Annotated in this window: 13 protein-coding genes and 1 tRNA gene; 8 read left to right on the top strand and 6 right to left on the bottom strand. The window is 62.7% G+C overall.

Annotated elements, in window-relative coordinates; all coding sequences use genetic code 11:
• On the bottom strand, window positions 1–711 hold a 711-nt coding region (gene lipB / locus A3728_RS15205), incomplete at its 3' end, for a lipoyl(octanoyl) transferase LipB (protein ID WP_269084903.1).
• The gene (locus A3728_RS15210) at window positions 708–1,382 is read right to left on the bottom strand and encodes a DsbA family oxidoreductase (protein ID WP_067925427.1); all 675 of its coding nucleotides are present in this window, start codon (window positions 1,380–1,382) and stop codon (window positions 708–710) included. The genes A3728_RS15210 and lipB, both read right to left, overlap by 4 nt.
• 188 nt (window positions 1,383–1,570) lie before the next feature.
• On the opposite strand from A3728_RS15210, the gene A3728_RS15215 reads away from it, so the two are divergent.
• The 3 genes from A3728_RS15215 (at window position 1,571) to A3728_RS15225 (ending at window position 8,835) form a co-directional block, all read left to right on the top strand.
• Window positions 1,571–1,656, top strand: a tRNA-Leu gene (locus A3728_RS15215).
• Between the two features lie 331 nt (window positions 1,657–1,987).
• Window positions 1,988–3,769 (top strand): autotransporter assembly complex protein TamA, encoded by a 1,782-nt coding sequence (locus A3728_RS15220; RefSeq protein ID WP_067925430.1) that lies wholly within the window; start codon window positions 1,988–1,990, stop codon window positions 3,767–3,769.
• Window positions 3,769–8,835: a translocation/assembly module TamB domain-containing protein gene (locus A3728_RS15225; protein ID WP_067925433.1), complete on the top strand. Its 5,067-nt coding sequence runs from the start codon at window positions 3,769–3,771 to the stop codon at window positions 8,833–8,835. Before A3728_RS15220 ends, A3728_RS15225 begins: the two co-directional genes overlap by 1 nt.
• Before the next feature lie 36 nt (window positions 8,836–8,871).
• On the opposite strand, the gene A3728_RS15230 is transcribed toward A3728_RS15225, so the two are convergent.
• Window positions 8,872–9,384 carry a flavin reductase family protein gene (locus tag A3728_RS15230; RefSeq protein WP_067925476.1) on the bottom strand — a complete coding sequence of 171 codons (513 nt, stop codon included), beginning with the start codon at window positions 9,382–9,384 and terminating at the stop codon, window positions 8,872–8,874.
• Between the two features lie 293 nt (window positions 9,385–9,677).
• On the opposite strand from A3728_RS15230, the gene A3728_RS15235 reads away from it, so the two are divergent.
• Window positions 9,678–10,205: a DUF992 domain-containing protein gene (locus tag A3728_RS15235; protein WP_082850918.1), complete on the top strand. Its 528-nt coding sequence runs from the start codon at window positions 9,678–9,680 to the stop codon at window positions 10,203–10,205.
• Between the two features lie 169 nt (window positions 10,206–10,374).
• Here A3728_RS15235 and A3728_RS15240 read toward each other — a convergent pair whose 3' ends face one another.
• A complete protein-coding gene (locus A3728_RS15240) occupies window positions 10,375–11,226 on the bottom strand; it encodes an HNH endonuclease (protein WP_161487195.1) in 852 nt (283 codons plus the stop codon).
• Window positions 11,227–11,681: 455 nt separating this feature from the next.
• Window positions 11,682–13,637: an acetate--CoA ligase gene (gene acs, locus A3728_RS15245; protein ID WP_067925439.1), complete on the bottom strand. Its 1,956-nt coding sequence runs from the start codon at window positions 13,635–13,637 to the stop codon at window positions 11,682–11,684.
• Between the two features lie 419 nt (window positions 13,638–14,056).
• Between acs and A3728_RS15250 the strand changes: the two genes are divergently transcribed.
• The 3 genes from A3728_RS15250 (at window position 14,057) to A3728_RS15260 (ending at window position 17,175) form a co-directional block, all read left to right on the top strand.
• Window positions 14,057–15,073, top strand: a complete 1,017-nt coding sequence (locus A3728_RS15250; RefSeq protein WP_067925442.1) for a C4-dicarboxylate TRAP transporter substrate-binding protein — start codon at window positions 14,057–14,059, stop codon at window positions 15,071–15,073.
• 72 nt (window positions 15,074–15,145) lie between these two features.
• The gene (locus tag A3728_RS15255; RefSeq protein WP_067925446.1) at window positions 15,146–15,775 is read left to right on the top strand and encodes a TRAP transporter small permease subunit; all 630 of its coding nucleotides are present in this window, start codon (window positions 15,146–15,148) and stop codon (window positions 15,773–15,775) included.
• On the top strand, window positions 15,775–17,175 hold the full coding sequence (locus A3728_RS15260; protein ID WP_067925449.1) for a TRAP transporter large permease: 1,401 nt from the start codon (window positions 15,775–15,777) through the stop codon (window positions 17,173–17,175). Before A3728_RS15255 ends, A3728_RS15260 begins: the two co-directional genes overlap by 1 nt.
• 46 nt (window positions 17,176–17,221) lie before the next feature.
• On the opposite strand, the gene A3728_RS15265 is transcribed toward A3728_RS15260, so the two are convergent.
• Window positions 17,222–18,325: an AI-2E family transporter gene (locus tag A3728_RS15265; RefSeq protein ID WP_236628150.1), complete on the bottom strand. Its 1,104-nt coding sequence runs from the start codon at window positions 18,323–18,325 to the stop codon at window positions 17,222–17,224.
• 1,460 nt (window positions 18,326–19,785) lie between these two features.
• On the opposite strand from A3728_RS15265, the gene A3728_RS15270 reads away from it, so the two are divergent.
• On the top strand, window positions 19,786–20,805 hold the full coding sequence (locus tag A3728_RS15270) for an IS110 family transposase (RefSeq protein WP_067925452.1): 1,020 nt from the start codon (window positions 19,786–19,788) through the stop codon (window positions 20,803–20,805).
• Window positions 20,806–21,071 lie beyond the last annotated feature (266 nt).

Genomic DNA, 21,071 nt, shown 5'->3' on the forward strand with positions numbered 1-21,071 from the left:
CCGCTGCGGGGCAGGGCGCACGGCATCGCCGAAGACCTGTTCGAAGGTCGCGCGCAGCGCAACGTCTACATCCGCCATCGTCACCGGCAGGCCCAGATCGACCAGCGAGGTGACCCCGTGGCGCGTGATGCCGCAGGGCACGATGCCATCGAAATGCGCAAGATCGGGTTCGACGTTCAGGCTGATTCCGTGAAAGCTGACCCAGCGGCGCAGGCGGATGCCGATGGCGGCGATCTTGTCTTCGGCCACCGCGCCGTCCGGCCCGCGCGGCCTGTCGGGCCGTTCCACCCAGACGCCCACACGGCCCTCGCGGATCTCGCCGCGCAGGTTGAAGGTGGCGAGCGTCTCGATCACCCAGTGTTCCAGTTGCTGGACAAATGCGCGCACGTCACGCCCGCGTGCGCCCACGTTGAGCATCACATAGGCCACGCGCTGCCCGGGACCGTGGTAGGTATATTGTCCGCCGCGCTTGGTGGGATAGACATTGAAACGCTGCGGATCGCGCAGGTCCTCCACGCGGGCGGAGGTGCCTGCGGTATAGAGCGGCGGATGCTCCAGAAGCCAGATACACTCGGATGCCTCGCCCGCAGCAATCGCCTCCGCCCGCGCCTCCATCCACGCCTCGGCGGTGCGGTAGTCGGTCAGCCCGTCGCTGGTGATCCATTCGACCATTGCGTTCGCCCTGTTGCGGCCCGGGCGCGGTTGCGTCAGGCGGCCTCTTTCTCTGCGACGACCTTGCGCAGCATCTGCGCATAGGTGTCCGCCCCCTGCGCCCCGGTCAACAGATACTTGCCGTCAAAGACCATGGAGGGGACACCGGAAATCCCCCGGGAGGTCCAGAAATTTTCCCGTGCGCGGGTGTCCTGGGCCTGGCTGCCGCTTTCCAGCACCTCGCGCGCTTCTTCGGCATCAAGGCCCACGCTCTGCGCGACGTCGATCAGCACCTCGCGGTCGGAGACATCGCGACCTGCGGTGAAATGCGCCTCGAAGAGGGCCATCATCAGGGGATGCTGCTTGCTCTTGCTCACCGCCCAGTCGAGCAACTGATGCGCCTCGAAGCTGTTCACGATGCGGCTGTCGGCATCATACCGGAATTCGATGCCCAGCGAGGCGCCCAGTTCCTGCAGATAGGCGCGGTTCTGCGCGCTCTGCTCCGGCGTGCTGCCGTATTTTTCCATGATATGTTCGGACAGGTTCTGCCCCTCTGGCGGCATGTTGGGGTTCAACTCGAACGGATGCCAGCGGATGTAGGCACCCGTACCGGTCATGCCGAGGGCCTGTTCCAACTGGCGAAAACCGACGATGCACCAGGGGCACATGACGTCGGATACGATGTCCACCTGAACGATGGGGCCGTTCTGTTGCGCTGTCTGGTCGGTCATGTCTCTCTCCTGGCGTGGGTTGGTTCAAAGATCAGGCCCGAAGCAGGATTTTTCAAGCCCGAGGAGGCGTTCACACCGATAAGGCCGCGTGGGGAGGGGGCGGATCGCACACGGTGAAAAAAGGCTGCTCTTTTGCACTTCACAACCCTTCTGAGTTTGGCTAAACCCCCGCCTACCATCCATGGCGTGCGGTCGTGGCGGAATGGTAGACGCGCAGCGTTGAGGTCGCTGTGGGGTAACACCCGTGAGAGTTCGAGTCTCTCCGACCGCACCACTTTCACTCTCTTTCAGTATCACGAAGCGCCGCGCCGACGCGCGAACACTCGCCTTGCGGGAATCGCCGGTAATGCCTCGGCAGGAACCCGCCAAGCTGGGGCGAGCGGAGCGTGAGATCACTGAAACGTGGCCGCAATTTTGGCCCGCCCCCGGGCAAAGGCCCCAGTCTCGGATTGCGGGCGACGGGCGAATTCCTTTAGGTTCCTATTCAATTGTCACGATGATGAAGAGCAATAAGTCCGGCGCGGAGGCCCGACAGGGAAGGTCGACGTAACATGGACGGGGGGAGAGGCCGCGTGATGCGAAAGATATCCGGTATCGGTGGAACCATGCGCGCGGGGCTGATGGCCTTGTGCCTTGCCGTGGCGGGCGCGGGTCATGCGGCGGAGTTGCGCATCACGGGCGTGCCCGAGGACACCGATCTTTATCGCACGCTGGCCGGAGGCTCCCTTTTGGTGGAACTGACCGCCGAAGACGCCGACCCCAGCAATCAGGAACTGCTGGCAGCCGCGCAGGCGGACTACAAGCGCCTGTTGACCGTCCTTTACGACGAAGGCTATTTCGGCCCCGCGCTGACCATCACGCTGGACGGGATCGATGCCGCGGCCATTCCGCCGGTCGATCCGCCGCGTGAAATCCGCCAGTTGGTCATTGCCGTGAACACCGGGCCGAAGTTCCGCTTTGGCCGGACGCGCATCGCGCCCGTGGCCCCGGGCACGGAAATGCCCGAGGAATTCGCGACAGGGGCCACCGCCAGCCTCGGCGTGCTCAAGGATACGGTCGCCGCCGGGGTCAGCGGCTGGCGCGATCAGGGCCACGCCAAGGCCGAACTGGCCAATCAGGAACTGACCGCGCGGCACGAGGCCCGCGCGGTCGATGCGGACCTACTGCTGGCCCCGGGGCCGCGCCTGCGCTTCGGCCCGCTGACCGTCACCGGCAACCGCGCCGTCCGGACCGAGCGTATTCTGGAGATCGCGGGCCTCCCCACGGGAGAGGTGTTTTCGCCTGAAGAGCTGGAACTTGCGACCCGCCGCCTGCGCCGCACCCGCGCCTTCAGCGCCGTCGCCCTGATCGAGGCGGAGCAGATCGGCCCTGACGCGACCCTGCCGATCACCGCGCAGGTGACGGAGGCACCGCCCCGCCGCTTCGGCTTCGGCGCGGAGGTGTCCACTGTCGAGGGGCTCGCGCTCAGCACGTTCTGGCTGCATCGCAACCTTCTGGGCGGGGCGGAGCGTCTGCGGCTGGAGGCCGAGGTTTCGGGCATCGGCGGCAATTCGGGCGGGACCGACTACCGGCTTACCGCCCGGTTCGAACGGCCCGCGACGTTCAACGAGGATACCGATTTCTATGCGCTGGCCGAACTGGAGCAGCTGGACGAGGTGAACTTCTTCTCCCGCCAGCTCGATCTGGAGGCGGGGATCGAAAGGATCGCCAATGAAAACCGGACCTATACGCTGGGCGTGGGGCTGCGCACCGCGGAGACGCGGGATGCCTTCGGAACCAACCGCTACACGCTCCTGACCCTGCCCCTGAGCGCGGAATTCGATTATCGCGACGACCGGCTGGACGCGAAGGACGGCTATTTCGCCAGGGTCGCGCTGACCCCCTTCATCGCGCTGCGCGGGGCAGACAACGGTCTGCGCAGCTACGCGGATCTGCGCGGCTACAAGACATTCGGCACCGAGCGCCCCGTGACCTTCGCGCTGCGCGGGCAACTCGGCTCCGTCTATGGTCCGGACCTCAGGGACGCGCCGGCGGATTACCTTTTCTACTCCGGCGGCGGGGGAACGGTGCGCGGCCAGCCCTACCAGAGCCTCGGCGTCAACCTCGGCGGGGGTAACATCGTAGGCGGGCGCAGCTTTGTCGGCCTGTCGGCTGAGGCGCGCTTTACCGTGACGGAGGCCATTGGCCTCGTGGGATTCGTGGACGGCGGCTATGTCGGCGCCGAAGAATTCTATGACGGCAGCGGCGAATGGCATTCGGGCGGGGGGATCGGTCTGCGGTATGCCACCGGCATCGGCCCCATCCGGCTGGATGTGGCGGTGCCGACCTCCGGCCCCGCGACGGATGAGAATTTTCAGGTTTATATCGGCATAGGGCAGTCCTTCTGATGCATGTTTCGCGGTTCCTGTCGACGATCGTTTTCCTGCTGACACTGGGTCTGGCCCCGGCCATGGCGCAGGACGATGACAAAGGGTTTCTGACCAATGCAATCCAGAACGCGCTGAGCGGTTCGGGGCGCACGGTGTCCATCGACGGGTTCCGCGGCGCGCTCAGTTCGCAGGCCTCGTTCGATCAGATGACCATCGCGGATGACGAAGGCATCTGGCTGACGCTGACGGACGTGGTGCTGGACTGGAACCGGTCCGCCTTGCTGCGCGGGCGGCTGGAAGTCGAAAGCCTGACCGCCCAGCGGCTCGACCTGCCGCGGCTGCCCGTATCGCAGGGCAACGACTTGCCCGAAGCCGAGGCCCAGCCCTTCAGCCTGCCGGATCTGCCCGTCTCTATCGAGATTGCGGACTTCGGGGTGGAAGAGATCAACCTCGGCGCGCCCATCCTCGGTGAAGAGGCCCAGCTTTCCGTGACCGCCGATGCCCGATTGACGGATGACGTGGCGCGCCTTGCCTTTCTCGCACAGCGGACGGATGACAAACGGGGCGTCTTCGAGATCAGCGCGGATTACCAGCGCTCCGAAGGCATTCTCGACCTGCTGCTGAAGCTTGAGGAAGAGGAGGAGGGCATCGCGGCCCGTCTGCTGAATATTCCGGATCAGCCTTCGGTGAGCCTGACGGTAGAGGGCTCCGGCCCAGTTGACGCGCTGGAAACGCAGGTGGTGATCGCCACCGACGATACCGAGCGGCTGGCGGGGCAGATCGTGCTGGGCACCCAGACCCCGCGCCGCGCCTCCGACATGCCGGACCGCCGCATACAGGCCGATATCGGCGGCGACATCACGGCGCTGCTGGCCCCGCGCTACCGCGAATTCTTTGGCGAAGACGTGAAGCTGACGATCGATGCGCTGCTGGAAGGCAATGGCGCGATCGAGGTTTCGTCCTTCGCGCTGGACACGCAGGCCGCGAAGCTCGCGGGCCGGGTGAACCTCAACCAGGAAAAATGGCCGACCTTCATCGACATCGAGGGCGTGGTCGAGAACGCGGATGGCACCCGGGTGCTGCTGCCGGTTTCCGGGGAAGCCACCACCGTGCAACGCGTGGGGCTCGACGTGAATTATGATGCCGCCGATGGGGAAGCCTTCGACGGTCGTTTCGATATCCGGGCGCTGGAAACCACCGGCGTCAAGATCGAGGACACGGAACTGGAGCTTGTCGGCACCCTGCAGGGCGAACTCGGGTCTGTCGGTCAATTCCTAGGTGACCTCACCTTTGCCACCCAGGGGATGGAGTTTACCGATCCCGCGGTTTCCGAAGCGGTGGGCAGCGCGATTTCCGGCGCGGCAGAGATCAACTATATCGAAGGCTCGCCGCTGCGCATTTCGGGGCTGGACCTGTCGGGGGCCGATTACGGGCTGACCGGGCAGGCGGTGGTCAACGGTTTTGATCAGGGGTTCCTGACCCGGCTCGACGCGACGCTGAAGGCGTCTAATCTGTCGCGGTTCTCCGCTCTTGCGGGGCAGGACCTCGACGGGCAGACCGCGCTGGCGCTCAAGGGCACCGTCACCCCGCTGAGCGGGATGTTCGACCTTGCCGTCGCGGGCAGCACGCAGGACCTGTCGCTGGGGATCGAGCAGGCGGATGCGGTTCTGGGCGGGCGCACCGAACTGAGCCTGCAGGCGCGCCGCAACGAAACTGGCACCTACCTGCGGGACCTCGTGCTGGAAAACGAGGCGATCAACCTGTCGGGATCGGTGGAACTGCGCAGCAACGACAGCCGGGCGAACGTATCGTTCCGGCTCGACGATATTGCGCGCGTGGCGCCGCAATATACCGGCGCAGTTGCCGCAACCGTGGATGCCACGCAGGATGCGCGCGGCTGGACCGTGGCCGCCGATGTGGAAGGACCCTATGAAAGCCGGATCACCGTCAACGGGCTTGCGACCGGCCCTAATGCGCTGCTGACCTTTGCCGCCGACGTGCCCGACATGCAGCCTTTCGTTCCGCAGGCAACCGGCCCGCTGGAGGCCGACGGCACCCTGCGCCAGACCGAGGACGGCTTCCGGCTGGAGACTGTCATCGACGGCCCGGACGATATCCGCGCCAGCGTCGAGGGTCTGGTGACCCCGAAGCTGGACATCGCCTTCGACCTCGCGGTGCCGCGCCTCGCGCCCTATGTTCCCCAGATTGCCGAGGGCGGCCTGAACGCGTCGGGCACCGTTACGCAGACGCAGGAAGGCATCGCCGTCGATGTCACTGCGGACGGCCCCTATGATCTGCGCGCCATGGTCGAGGGCATCGCCACCGGCCCGCGCCTGTCGCTTGATTTCGATGTCCGCCTGCCGGATGTGCAGCCCTTGGTGCCCTCGGTCGAAGGGCCGCTTTCGCTTCAGGGCAACCTCAGCCAGGGGGAAACCGGGCTTGTCGTCGATATGGACGCCGCCGGCCCCTACGAGTCGACCGCTACGGTCGAGGGAACGGTGACCGGCCCCGACCTTGCCGTGAGGTTCGACGTCGCCATGCCTGATCTGCAGCCGCTTGTCCCCAATGTTTCCGGCCCCCTCACCGCGGCGGGATCGGTGCGGCAGGCCGAGGGCGGCCTTGCCGTTTCGGTCAAGGCCGAAGGGCCGGAAGAGGCCCGCGCCATGGTGCAAGGCATCGCCACCGGCCCGAACATGGCGCTGGAATTTGACGTGAGTATTCCGGACATCCAGCCTTTCGTTCCGAGCGTCGAGGGCGCCGTGAACGCGACGGGTGATATCCGCCAGACCGACAAGGGCCTTGCCGTCGAGGTCGATGCCACCGGCCCCTACGGCGTGCGCGCCACCGCGTCCGGGGTGGCGGACGGGGAGGGGAACCCGATCGAATTCGAACTGGCCGTGCCGCAGGTCGAACAATTCGTGCCAAGCGTCCGGGGGGCACTGCTCGCCGAAGGTACCCTGCATCAGACGCCACAGGGGTTCGTCATCGACACCCGCGCCAGCGGGCCCTATGGCGCCCGTGCCATGGTCGAAGGGCTGGCCACCGGCCCCGACATGTCGCTTGAATTCGCGCTGACGGTGCCGGACGTCAAACCTTTCGTGCCGCAGCTTTCCGGCGCGTTGGAAGCGACCGGCACAGTCGCGCAAAGCCCCGAGGGGATCGTGGTGGATACGGAGCTTTCCGGGCCATACGGCGCGCAGGCCAGCGTTTCCGGTCTGGCGACGGGGCCTGACATGAACCTTGCCTTCGACGTTTCGGTGCCCAACCTCCATCCGCTGGTGCCGCAGGTGAACGGGCCGCTGAACGCCAGCGGCACGGTCCGTCAGACCCCGCGCGGCATCGTCGTCGACACGGTCGCCAATGGGCCGTATGGCGCGCGCGCCGCGGTGGAAGGCGTGGCCACCGGCCCCAACATGTCGCTGACATTCGATGTCTCGGTGCCCAACGTGCAGCCGCTGGTGCCGCAGGTGAACGGGCCGCTGAATGCCACCGGCACCCTGCGGCAAACCCCGGCAGGCATCGCCGTGGACACCAACGTAAGCGGCCCCTATTCCGCCCGCGCCGCGATCGAGGGGGTGGTGACCGGGCCATCGGCCGCCGTGTCCTTCGACGTATCGCTGCCCAATGTCGGCGTCTTCGTGGATGAGATCTCTGGCCCGCTTTCCGTCAATGGCACCGCGCGGCGGCAGGGGGAGGCGTGGCGCATCGATACCGATGCCACCGGCCCCTCAGGCACGCAGGCGCGGATCGCGGGGCTGGTGAACCCTGACGGAACGCTCGCGCTCGATATCGACGGGTCCGCGCCGCTGGGGCTGGCCAATCCCTTCATCGAACCGCGCAGCCTTCAGGGCCTCGCCCGGTTCGACCTGTCGCTCAACGGTCCGCCGGAACTCGGCTCGCTTTCGGGTACGATCCAGACTTCAGATGCCAGTCTGACGGCCCCCAACCTGCGGATCGCGCTGGAGGGCATCGCGGGGTCGGTGAGGCTCGGCAACAACCGTGCGCAGATCGACCTGTCCGCGCGCGGTTCCGAAGGGGGCCAGTTGCGGATCGGGGGCGGGATCACGCTGACAGGTTCGCTGCCTGCCGACATCCAGATCGGGTTGCAGAACATCGTATTGATCGATCCGCGGCTCTACCGCACGTCGCTGAGCGGTCAGCTGCGCATTGCCGGCCCGCTTACGGGCGGCGCCGCGATCACAGGGCAGGTGAACGTGGGAGAGACGAACATCACGGTCCCCTCCACCGGGCTGACCTCCATCGGGGAGATCCCGCCGATCACCCACCTGAACGACAGCCGCGCTGCCGAGATCACCCGTGCCAAGGCGGGGCTGAACGAGGATGCGGCAGGTAGCGGCGATGCGGAGGCGGATGATGCCGCCGGACCGGGCCTGCGCCTTGACGTGCTGGTCAGCGCACCCAACCGGATTTTCGTCCGGGGCCGGGGGCTCGATGCCGAACTGGGCGGATCCCTGCGACTGACCGGGACGACGAACCGGATCATCTCTTCGGGTCGGTTCGACCTCATCCGGGGGCGGCTCGATATTCTCGGCAAGCGTTTCAACCTGCGTGAAGGCTCGATCCAGTTCCAGGGCGATTTCGTGCCCTTCATTCGCTTCGTAACGGCTACGGATACCGCCACCGGCGAGGTGCGCATTATCGTGGAGGGGCCTGCCAACGAACCACAGGTTCGGTTTGAATCCACGCCTGACGCGCCACAGGACGAGGTGCTGGCGCAGTTGCTCTTCGGGCGCAATATCACCGAGATCTCTGCCTTTCAGGCGTTGCAGCTGGCCAATGCCGTTGCCACGCTGGCAGGCCGGGGCGGGACCGGCGTGATCTCCAACCTGCGCGAAGGTTTCGGGCTGGACGATCTGGACATCACGACGACGGACGACGGGGCCACCGCATTGCGTGCGGGCAAATATATCTCCGAGAACGTCTATACGGATGTGACCGCCGCATCGGACGGAACGGGGGAGGTTTCGCTCAACCTCGATCTGACGCCGAACCTGACGGCCCGTGGCACGCTGGGATCGGACGGCGACAGCCGGCTCGGTATCTTCTACGAAAAGGATTACTGATCCCGCAGGGCCCGGCGGCGCGCCCTGCGCCGCCGGTCATTCCCCCGGCGTGAACTGGCCGTAGCGGCCCCGGTCGAACATCAGCCCCGCCGCATCGTCGCGGTGGGTGGCGGCCCAGCGGACATGGCCGAGCACCAGCGAATGATCCCCGGCGGGATGCACGGCATAGGTGTCGCAGTGAAAGGTCGCGAGGCATCCCTCCAGCGTCGGGGCGCCATTGGGGCCTTCGCGCCAATCGAACCGATCGAAATCCAGACCGTCGGTCGCGAAATGATGGGCCATGTCCTGCTGGTCGGCGCTGAGAACGTGAATGCAGAACATGTCGGTGTTGGTGAAAGCGTCATGCCGCTTTGACGCCCGCGCGGGCGACCACAGCACCAGCGGCGGGTCCAGCGAGACGGAGGAAAAGCTGTTCGCCGTCATGCCGAGCGGCCCCTTGGGCGACTGCGTGGTAATGACCGTCACGCCGGTTCCGTAACGCCCGAAGGCGCTGCGCAGATCCTCTGTCGCATCGGGATGGGGGATGAAGCTGGACATGCGGTCGACCATGTCGGAGCGGTCGCACGCCCCGGCAGATTTGTCCAGCATCCGGGGGATGCGCCGCGACGTCGCAGCCGCCGGCGGATGCCCGCCGAGGCGCCCGCCAATGCCCGCTCACGAAGTCGAAACATCCGGAACTTCGCCAAGAGGCCCGTGTTGGCCCGGGGATGAGAGGCAACACAGACCAAAAGGAACTGTGCTGGCTGTCTGACGCGACCCGGACCCCGCACAAGGGCCGGAGAACTCGGCACCCGAATGCCACCAACAGAAAAGGCGCCCCGGCGCCGGAAAGTGACGATCAAATGAGCATCACGAACAAAACGAAAATGACCTTCACCGCCGCCGCACTGCTGGCGGGCACCGCGCTCGCCTCCACCGGCATGGCGCAGACCGCCGCGAGTGACAATGAAACGGTGGACCACGTCGAAGTCGGTTCGCTGTCCTGTGACGTGGGGGATGGCACGGGCTTCATCTTCGGGTCCACCCGTGAACTGGTCTGTACCTTCAACCCCGTGCAGGAAGGCCTGCCTGATGAGACATATGTAGGCGAGATCAACCGCTACGGGATCGACATCGGCAAAACGCAGAACGGCCAGATGGGGTGGCTCGTTTTCGCCCCGACCGAAGCGGAATATAGCGAAGGCGGCCTGAACGGCACCTACCGTGGTGTCTCTGCCGGCGCCACGCTGGGCGTGGGCCTTGGGGCCAACGCCATGGTCGGCGGTTCCGAAGATACGCTGGCGCTTCAGCCGATCAGCGTGAATACCCAGACCGGGGTGAACTTTGCCGTGGGTGTGGGTGAAATCAACCTGCAGCGCATCGCGAACTGACCGCGCGTTGGAAGAGTAGAGAAGGGGCACCCCGCGGGGTGCCCTTTTTCAATTCAGGTCAGGTCACGGCCTCTCACAGAGTTACGTGGCACGGGGCAACCTGACTAATAAAGGCTTCGACTGGACGAGTGGTTATGGCCCTACAAGATTTAATCGCTATAACAGGTCTTTACTCAGAACCGTGAAGCCGGCGGTGGAAAGCCATATAACTTGACTGTCGTTCCGTGAGCTTAATCGAAGTCACGTTCGCGTTAAGCGCCTCTTGCACATCGTTAGTCAGATTATCTGAGATAAGCATTTCACCATTTTCAGAAAAACTTACAAAGCCTTGGTCGAAAAGCCTATCCCAAGTAGGAGACAGAAGCAGCGCATTGTGTGGGTCGAGACATTCCTGCGGGTTTTTTCGACAATCCTTCCAAGGCTTGATGTGTGAGGCAACGAGAAGTTTAGGCTCTTCAATGTTAGTAACTAGGCAGCAACCGTATAATTGTAGAACGAGCCTACGAAAGAGGCCTTGACCAACTCGAGCTTTCACGATCGCCGCACGGGTCGTCTCGGGCAGTAAACTATCGTTTGAAATCTCTTGTTCAAGCGCAGCAATTCTATTCCCAGCATCGGCTTCAAGCCACTCTTCTACCGGCGGTGTCAACCAGAAAGATTTTCTCGAATTTCGAGGGTCGATACTGAGCTTATTGCAAAAAACCTGATAGTTGTACGCGGCATCATCATCAACTTTGTTTACTATTCTGAAACCATACTGTTCGGTCAGAACCTCCGACACCCTTACATTCGTTCTTCGCCCGTCCCGATCCTCCAATTGGCTATGTCCGAGAACCGTGTTGTTTCTATATCCGATAAAACGTGACGGGGCGAAAGCGATGCCGTCATCATTTAGATAGGGGAGAAAAACGGACCCCAGACCAATAAGGCTGTTGTAAAGAGCCTTTACCTGACCGTCACTTTTCCTTGCCTGCTCGAGTTGTTCGATATTGTTAAGTAAGTCGTCGTAGCTTTCAATCATATCCAGTTCCATTTTTACAAAAACATGTCCGTAATTGAACACAACACCGGAAAATTTAAGCAACACCTTTTACAATGATAGCCAGTTATGTTTCACACATCCTTTTCCGTAACAAAGCTCTGTAAGTTTATGCTGGGTTCATTTGGCAAGCAAACGATTTATGTATGAGCGGTCAAGAGCGAACATCTCTTCAGCTATTTTCAAAGGGGGCGCAGTTAATGTCACGCTATTGGGCAGCGCCCGACCGCCCCTTGGGCGGGCGTTTTGGCACCCGCTGATGACCTTGTGAACGCCGGAGACATGGAGGCACCATAAAGTGGCATCCATATCGGTCGGAAATGCCCACCCACGGTCGGGCGCTGCCCTTCAAGGCACCGTCACCAGCACCACGAAGTGCCAAGGGCACCCCATGGGGTGCCCTTTTCCATCAACCGGAGCGCCCTGCGGCGGTGCGACTATCGGTTCATCCGGTTTTCGATCAGGTCATCGACCACGGAAGGATCGGCGAGGGTGGAGGTGTCCCCCAGCGCGCCGAAATCGTCCTCGGCGATCTTGCGCAGGATGCGGCGCATGATCTTGCCGGAGCGTGTCTTGGGCAGGCCCGGGGCCCACTGGATCAGATCGGGCGAGGCGATGGGCCCGATCTCCGAGCGCACCCAGTCGCGCAACTCCTTGCGCAGCTCTTCCGAAGGTTCCTCCCCGCTCATCAAGGTGACATAGCAGTAGATGCCCTGACCCTTGACGTTGTGCGGGTATCCCACGACCGCGGCCTCGGCGACCTTCTTGTGCGCCACCAGCGCGCTTTCGACCTCTGCCGTGCCCATCCGGTGGCCGGAAACGTTGATGACGTCGTCGACCCGTCCGGTGATCCAGTAATCGCCATCGGCATCGCGGCGGCAGCCGTCGCCGGTGAAGTAGTAGCCCTTGTAGTCCGAGAAATAGGTCTGTTCGAACCGCTCGTGATCGCCCCAGACGGTACGCATCTGGCCCGGCCAGCTGTCGGCGATGCAGAGCACGCCTTCGGCCGGGTTGCCTTTCACCACCTCGCCGGAGGTGGGCTCCAGCACGACCGGTTCGATGCCGAAGAAGGGCTTCATGGCAGCGCCGGGCTTCGTGTCATGGGCGCCGGGCAGGGGGGTCATCAGGTGGCCGCCCGTCTCGGTCTGCCACCATGTGTCGACGATGGGGCAGTTTCCCTTGCCCACAACGTCATTGTACCAGTTCCATGCCTCGGGGTTGATCGGCTCACCCACGGTGCCCAACACCTTGAGACTGCTGAGATCGCAGTTTTCGACGAAGGCATTGCCCTGACCCATCAACGCGCGGATCGCCGTGGGGGCCGTATAGAACTGGTTCACCTTGTGCTTTTCGCAGACCTGCCAGAACCGGCTCGCGTCGGGGAAGGTGGGCACGCCTTCGAACATCAGCGTCGTGGCCCCGTTGGCCAGCGGGCCGTAAACGATATAGCTGTGCCCCGTCACCCAGCCCACATCGGCGGTGCACCAGTAGATGTCGCCATCATGGTAATCGAAGGTGATCTGATGGGTCATTGCCGCATAGACCAGATAGCCGCCGCTGGTGTGAACCACGCCCTTGGGCTGCCCGGTGGAACCCGAGGTATAGAGGATGAAAAGCGGATCCTCGGCGTTCATCTCGGCGGGTGCGCAGGTGGCATCCGCCTTTTCGGCCAGCGCGTTGTAGTCGTGATCGCGCGCATCGTTCCATTCGACATCGCCCCCGGTGCGCCGCACCACGAGGCATTGAACGCTGTCGTCGCAGCTCTTGAGCGCCTTGTCCGCGTTGGCCTTGAGCGGGGTGGCCCGGCCGCCGCGGGGGGCGAAATCAGCGGTGATGACCACCTTCGCCTCGGACCCCTTGATGCGGGCCGACAGCGCGTCTGGCGAGAAACCGGCAAAGACGATGGAATGGATCGCGCCGATCCGGGCGCAGGCCAGCATGGCATAGGCCGCTTCGGGAATCATCGGCAGATAGATGATCACCCGGTCGCCCTTGTCGACGCCCAGATCCCGCAGGATGTTGGCCATGCGGCAGGTGTTGGCGTGCAATTCGCGGTAGGTGATGTGGCGCGCGTCATCCTTGGGATCGTCCGGTTCCCAGATGATCGCCGTCTGATCGCCGCGGCTGTCCAGATGCCGGTCGATGCAATTGGCCGAAACGTTGAGCGCACCGTCCGCGTACCAGTTGATCTTGACCTCGCCCAGTTTGAAGTTGACGTCCTTCACCTGCGTGAAGGGCTTGATCCAGTCCACCCGGCTGCCCTGTTCGCGCCAGAAGCCTTCCGGGTCCTCGATGGAGGCGCGGTACATCCGGTCATAGGTCTCCGCGGTGACATGGGCATTGGCCTTCATGTCATTCGAAGGCGGATAGGATTTGGTAGCGGCGTCGGACATGATCGGTTCCTCCCTGTCGTCTCATCGGGGCGTCGCGGCGCTGCCGCTGTGCTCCCGTCTCCTCTGGGCGGATCATAACGCGGTCCCTAGGGAAGGGAACCGGCAAGGCGCGGCACGGCGAGGGCCGGTAAAGATTTTTCCGGGTTGCTGTAAAGGCTGTAAATCTTGACCGCCCGGGTTTGAAAATTGCGGGTCAAAACAGACGGCAAGCCTGCAAACATGCTGCAGGGGCCAGCTACTTCGGGGACGCTGTATCCGGGCCGCGCCCCCTGCACATGCGACCATGGTCCTGCACGGCTTCGGTCGCGCGCCCGGGCCGCTGGCGAACGGCAGGCAGGTTGCGGGGGTTGGCACGCCTGACGTTGCGCGCTAGCGTAGCGTCAAGCGGGCCGGACAGTCCGCATCTAGGGAGATATGTAATGAAAAATCTGATGAACGGCGCTGCCCTCGGCGCGCTGAGCTTTGCATTCGTGACCGAAGCTGCCGCCACCGAATGGAACGTTTCGGTCTGGGGCAAGCGTCGCGCTTTCACCGAGCACATCGAAAAGATCGCGGAACTCGTGTCTGAAAAGACCGATGGCGAATTCACCATGAACGTGAGCTATGGCGGCCTGTCCAAGAACCGCGAGAACCTCGACGGTATCTCGATCGGTGCTTTCGAGATGGCCCAGTTCTGCGCGGGCTACCACCCGGACAAGAACAAGGCGATCACGGTGCTGGAACTGCCCTTCCTCGGGGTTTCGAACCTCGATGAGGAAGTCGCCGTCAGCCGTGCGGTCTATGCGCATCCCGCTGTCGCCAAGGAGATGGAGCAGTGGAACGCCAAGATGCTCATGACCTCGCCGATGCCGCAGTACAATCTGGTGGGCACCGGCGAGCCGCGCGATACGCTGGCCAAGATGGAAGGCATGCGCGTCCGGGCGACCGGCGGTCTGGGCGAGGCATTCGAAAAGGTGGGCGCCGTGCCGACCTCCGTGACCTCATCCGAAGCCTATAACGCGATGGAATCGGGCGTCGTGGATACCGTGGCCTTCGCCCAGCACGCGCATCTCAGCTTTGGCACCATCAACAAGGCCGATTGGTGGACGGCGAACCTGAACCCCGGCACCGTCAACTGCCCGGTGGTGGTGAACATCGACGCCTATAACGCCCTGAGCGATGAGGAGCGCGCGGCGCTGGACAGCTCCGTCGACGAGGCGCTGGATCACTACCTCGCCAACTATGGCGAGCTGCTGAAGAAGTGGGACAGCATCCTTGACGAAAAGGGCGTCCAGAAGGTCGAATTCAGCGAGGAAGAGATCGCGGCCTTCCGCGAAAAGGCCGCCGATCCTGCACGCGAGGCATGGATCAAGGACATGGAAGCCCAAGGCATTCCGGGTCAGGAACTCTACGACCTCGTTCAGGAAACGCTGGAAAAAGAGCGTATGTCCAACTGAACCACTCAGGGGCCGTGCCATCGGTGCGGCCCCGCCGTTCGGTTCCCCGGACACATTTGAAGGAATACCACCATGGCAGGTTCCTCCGCCGTGCTGACCGACGATAGCCTGCTCAGTCGGCTGGATCGGGTCTTGCTGAAACTCGAAACATTCTTCGCCCTGATTTCGGGCATCGCTGTCTTCCTGCTGATGGTTCTGGCGGTCTGGTCGGTGGGCGGACGCAAGTTTTTCTCCTCCCCCCTTGCCGGTTACGTGGACTGGATCGAGGCGGCGATGCCGTTCATCGCGATCATGGGAATCGCCTATACCCAGCGTAACGGCGGCCATGTGCGGATGGACATCCTCATCGGGCAGTTGCGGGGGCGCGCGCTCTGGGCTGCGGAACTGGTTTCCGTGATCCTGATCTTCTTGCTGATGGTCGCGCTGGTCTGGGGATCATGGGCGCATTTCGACCGCAGCTTCGATCTGAGCGTTCCCATGTGGAGCCGTGACAGCTCCATCGATATCGGATTGCCCATCTGGCCGTCGAAACTGGTGGTGCCGGTGGCCTTTTCGGTGCTTGCCCTGCGCCTGCTGCTGCAAATCTGGGGCTACGGGCGCGCGATGGTGCTGGGGCTTGAGCACCCTGTCGCGGTGCCACTGGTACAAACCGCCGCCGAACAGGCCATGGCCGAGGCCGAACATCTGGATGGACACGACTGATGGAACCAATTGAAATCGGCCTGTGGGTCTCTGGCGGTATGCTGGTCATGGTGGTGCTTGGCATGCGCGTGGCCTTCGCCGCGGCGATGGCCGGGCTCGTCGGCCTGATCTGGATCTTCTGGGCCAAGCGGGGAATGGAGTGGGACCAGTTCGGCTGGGCGCTGACGGTCGCGATCAAGACGGCGGGGCAGGTGCCCCATTCCAAGGTATCGAGCCAGACCCTGTCGCTGATCCCCACCTTCATCCTCATCGGGTTTCTCGCCTATTACGCGGGTCTGACGCGGGCGCTCTTCGAGGCGGCCAAACGCTGGTTCGCATGGGTGCCCGGGGGGCTTGCCGTTTCCACCGTGTTCGCCACGGCGGGCTTTGCCGCCGTGTCCGGTGCCTCGGTCGCCACCGCTGCCGTGTTTGCGCGCATTGCAATCCCGGAAATGCTCCAGATCGGCTACAACAAGCAGTTCGCAGCCGGTGTGGTTGCCGCGGGCGGTACGTTGGCCTCGCTCATCCCGCCGTCGGCGATCCTCGTGATCTATGCCATCATCGTTGAACAGGACGTGGGCAAGCTGCTGCTTGCCGGGTTCATACCGGGGGCCTTTTCGGCCATCATCTACGGCATATTGATCATCGGCATCGCCATGATCTGGAAGAACGTGGGCCCCCCGGTGCGCGGCTTTACCTGGGGCCAGCGCTTCGCTTCGTTGCCGGCGGCCCTGCCCATCGTCGCCGTCGTCGTGATCATCATCTTCTTCGTCTACAACCCCTTCGGCGACGCCTGGGGCACACCGACCGAAGGCGGTGCCGTGGGGGCCTTCATCGTGTTCTGCATGGCGCTGATCCGGGGTATGCGCTGGGCGGAGCTGAAGGACGCCTTGCTGGAAACCGCAAAGCTGACGGTGATGATCTTCACCATCATCTGGGGCGTGCTGATCTACGTGCGGTTTCTTGGCTTCGCGGACCTGCCCGGGGCCTTCGCGGACTGGATCTCATCGCTCGCCGTGTCGCCCATGCTGATCCTGATCTGCATTCTATTGGCCTATGCGGTGCTGGGCATGTTCATGGATGCCATCGGGATGCTGCTGTTGACGCTGCCGGTGGTCTACCCGGCGGTCATGGCCCTGAACGGCGGCGAATTCGTCAGCGCCGCGGACAGTACCTTTGGCATGTCGGGACCGATGGCCGCGATCTGGTTCGGGATTCTCGTGGTGAAGATGGCGGAGTTCTGTCTGATCACCCCGCCGATCGGGCTCAACTGCTTCGTGGTGGCCGGGGTGCGCCCCGATCTCAGTGTGCAGGACGTGTTCCGCGGGGTGATGCCCTTCTTCGTCGCGGACGCCGTCACCATCGCCCTGCTGGTCGCATTCCCGTCCATCGTGCTTTGGCTGCCATCGCTGGCAGGTTGACGCTGGCCAACGCCGGGCGGCATCCACTGCCCGGCCTAGCCGGACCTCAGGAGCCCCGGGATGCCGCGTCATGGGCGCGGCGTTCTTCCTTGATGGTTTCCGCCGTATCCTCGCCGGACAGGAACATGCCCACCGTGTGCAGGGGCTCGAAATTCTCGCAGATGACCTTGAACACCACGAGGAAGGGCACCGCCACCAGCGCCCCCGCCAACCCCCAGAGCCAGCCCCAGAAGACCACGGTCAGGAACACCGCCACCGTGTTCATGGCGAGCCTGCGCCCCACGAGGTAGGGGGTGATGAGGTTCCCCTCCACCCCGGTGAGGATCTGGTAGCCCAACGGGGCCAGCAGCGCATAGCCGAGGTTGTCGAACTGCACGATGGCAAAGGCCCCCACAAGCACGGAACCGATGAAGCCCCCCAGATAGGGCAGGAAGTTCAGCAGGAATGCGGCGACCCCCCAGACCGCCCCGTTCGTCACCCCGAGCAGCGTCAGGTAAATGCCCACGCAGAGCCCGAGAGCCGCGTTGATGATGGTGATCGTAAGCAGGTAGCGCGACACCCGCCTCTCGACGTTGTACACGGTCGTGAGCGCGCGTTTCTTACCGCTGAGCGTGGGGAAGGCCTGTACCAGCTTGAGGTAGAACAACTCCCCCGAGGACAGCAGGAAAATGGCAAGGACCAGCGTGACCGCAAGGGTGGCGCCGACCGTCGCGACCGTGTCGAAAGCACTGTCCATCAGGGAGGGCTGCTTGACCACAACCTCCTGAGGGTCGTCCTTTTCACCGCTGATCTTTTCCACTTCCGCCGTGGCATCGCGGACGTTTTCCACCGCGTCCGACATCCCCCGCAGCTTTTGCTGGATCTCGTTGCCCATGCGCGGGATCTCGTCGCTCCAGAGCGCGACCGTCCCCGCCGTGCCCGCAAGGATTGCAAAGATCACAGCAGAGGTCGACAGCACCAGCAGAAAGGCCGAGACCACATGCGGCACCCCCAACCGGTGCAGCCCGCGCGAGACCGGGCTGAGCGTCAGGGCCAGCAGAAAGCCCAGCAGGATCGGAAGGATGAGGTCTTTGGCAAAATAGGCCGTCACGAAAAGGGCGATCATGACCAGGAAGCGCAGGGATCGGCGGATGGAAGTGAGATCGTCCAACTGTTGCTCCGACTGTTTGCGCGCCTATCCTGCTAGAACCCCGAAGAACGTGAAAAGTTCGCACGGCAGCCGCACTTTTTTGGTCGCGGCCACACGTTTGAGGGGAATGGGGGTGCAGTTGTGGGGGGTAAACTGAAGGGGCTGGCCGTGACCTCGCTTGGACGCCCCGGCGGCGTGGTCGGTCGCGTCCTGAGCTATCCGCACGTTTCGGTAGTTGGGCAAACGGAAACCGCAACCTTACCTGTAAGACAAAATGCAAAGGAAAAGTGGCAGCCCGTAGGGGAAACGAACCCTGATCGTAAGTAGTTGATTTCTAATGATACAGTGTCCCACGCCTTCTCTCAGCAAAGCCTATAGAATCCAAAAGCTTGTAAGGTCGGTGTCCCACGCTGTTGGGCGCGTCTTGAAGCGCCATTCACCGGGGCTTTGCCTCGTCGGGTGACTAAGGAAATGCAGCTTGGTGTTGTTCGATCGTAAGTGGGTGCACATCCTTATGCGCCGCGTAAACGCTACCTCCGAATGAAGGGATCGCAATTCGTTGGTTCCACGACTCCGCGGCAACCTTAATGAGCGTTAGTGGCTTTTGCGTTAATGGGGCCCTGATGGATCATCCAGTTTCGACTGATGCGTGGAGCGCCGAAAGTCTCATTGCGAGCCACAATTCATGCGTCGTTGACCGCTCGATCGCAATGCGTCTGCCCTATGGCCCCGTGCGCATTCATGTAATATGTTTTCTTGCGTAGTGCGGACCCTTACTGAAAGAGAAGCCCTACGGTGATTTGCAGGCCAAGAACAGGCGCAGATACTTACAATATAGCAAGGGAATGAATGAAGTTGCGAATCGCACCTATGGTTCTCGGAACTGTAAACGCTCCGCATCGTACGAGGCTTTCCGCTCTTGAACTTGCTGATGCGATTTCGGACATTTGTGCCGCTAAGTCTAACAGTGGGCCAGCATTTGCATTCTTCTCTGAGGTCTCTCCAGAGCTTCAGTTGTCGTTCGTAAACGAGATGGGACTGTCGCATGAAGAAGTGCGCAAGGTTGCGAAGCACTTTCAGGCGCTTTGCCCATTCCCGCTGGCATTCGCTACTTACTACTCAAACTGAATTTGCATTCGCTGCCACCCGGGATCCGCAGCAGGAGCACCACCTTTTCAAACTCCTTCCCGACAGCCCCGCCGGAAACCCGCGCGACGAAACGCTGGCCGCGGCGCGGTAGAAACGAGAGGCGCTCTGAGTCTTAGGCAATCTGGAACGCTTGCTGATCCAGTGCGACATTCGGCAGACAGCGGAGGTGAAAGTAAGTCTGCTATGCGATAGCATGTTCCATGCTCTCTGTTTGGGGCTTTTCGAGAGAGCCGCTTGCGGCCCTTACCGGATGAGGTGGATGGCTCCTGCTCCACCGGCATCGAACGTGTCAAAGTGCAGTTGTCATCGACCGCAAGGAAAGGAGCCACCCAATGACAGTAAAGACCGTGGGCCTGGATTTGGCCAAGGACGTTTTCCAAGTACACTGCGTTTCGCCCACTGGGCGCAAGATCCTCAATAAGAAGATCAAACGGGCGAAGCTCTTGGCATTATTCGAGACTTTGCCGAGATGTGTGGTCGGCATGGAAGCCTGTGGTTCTGCGCATCATTGGGGCCGAGAGCTGCGCAAGCTGGGCCATGATGTCCGGCTGATGCCAGCTGCCTACGTAAAGCCCTATGTGAAGCGTGGTAAGACGGATGCGGCGGATGCCGAAGCGATCTGTGAAGCCGTGCGTCGCCCCACCATGCGGTTTGTCGAGATCAAATCAGAAGATCAGCAAGCTGTTCTGGCCATCCATCGTGTCCGGGATCTCGTCGTGCGCCAGCGCACCCAGGTCGTGAACATGATCCGCAGTATCCTGCGGGAGTTCGGGCACATCCTGCCAACGGGCATCGAGGCCGTGTCGAAGTTTGCCCGCGAGCATGGGACTGAAGAACAGTTGGAAATGCCCGAGATCGCAGACGGCATTCTCGGAGTGATGTGCCATCAGCTGAATGGTCTCAATGCGCGCATCGAAGGGCTGACCAAACTGATCGAACAACATGCATGGCTCGATGCTGATGCACGGCGACTGATGCGCATGCCGGGGGTCGGCCCCATCACGGCCTCCGCCATTGTCGCCACCATCGGCGACGCAAAGCAATTCAAAACAGGGCGTGATCTCGCCGCTTGGCTGGGTCTGACACCGCTGAACAAGTCCAGTGGTGGCAAAGAGCGGCTTGGCCGCATCACCAAGAAGGGGGATCGATATATCCGAAAGCTGCTGATCGTCGGCATGACGTCACGGGCGCTGATGGCCAGGAACAAACCGGGGAAAGCTGACACCTGGACGGCAAAATTACTGGCTGAGAAACCATTCAGGTTGGCCACGGTCGCCATGGCCAACAAATCCGCCCGGATCATCTGGGCGCTTCTGACGAAACGAGAGGAATACCGGCAGCCGATCGCTTGATCCTGCCCAGAGATGCAAGACGTTTGATGTGATGATGCGAAACGAAGTCAACCAAGAGCAAGGACACTCCGACGAATGTCGCGGCCCCCAGAGGTCGTTTAGCCGATAGGAACCTCGCTTGCGGAACTCATCAGGGCCAGTGGCAACCGTCACGTAAACAGGCCGGACACACGACTGTACTGACAGACCATCGCGATCACAGAAATCCCTTGCAATGCAGGAGCCATCCACACAAGCCGTTCGCATGGCATCGCGCCGCTGCAGTG

Source organism: Sulfitobacter sp. HI0040, assembly GCF_001634885.1.
In the GTDB taxonomy this organism is placed as follows: Bacteria; Pseudomonadota; Alphaproteobacteria; order Rhodobacterales; family Rhodobacteraceae; genus Sulfitobacter.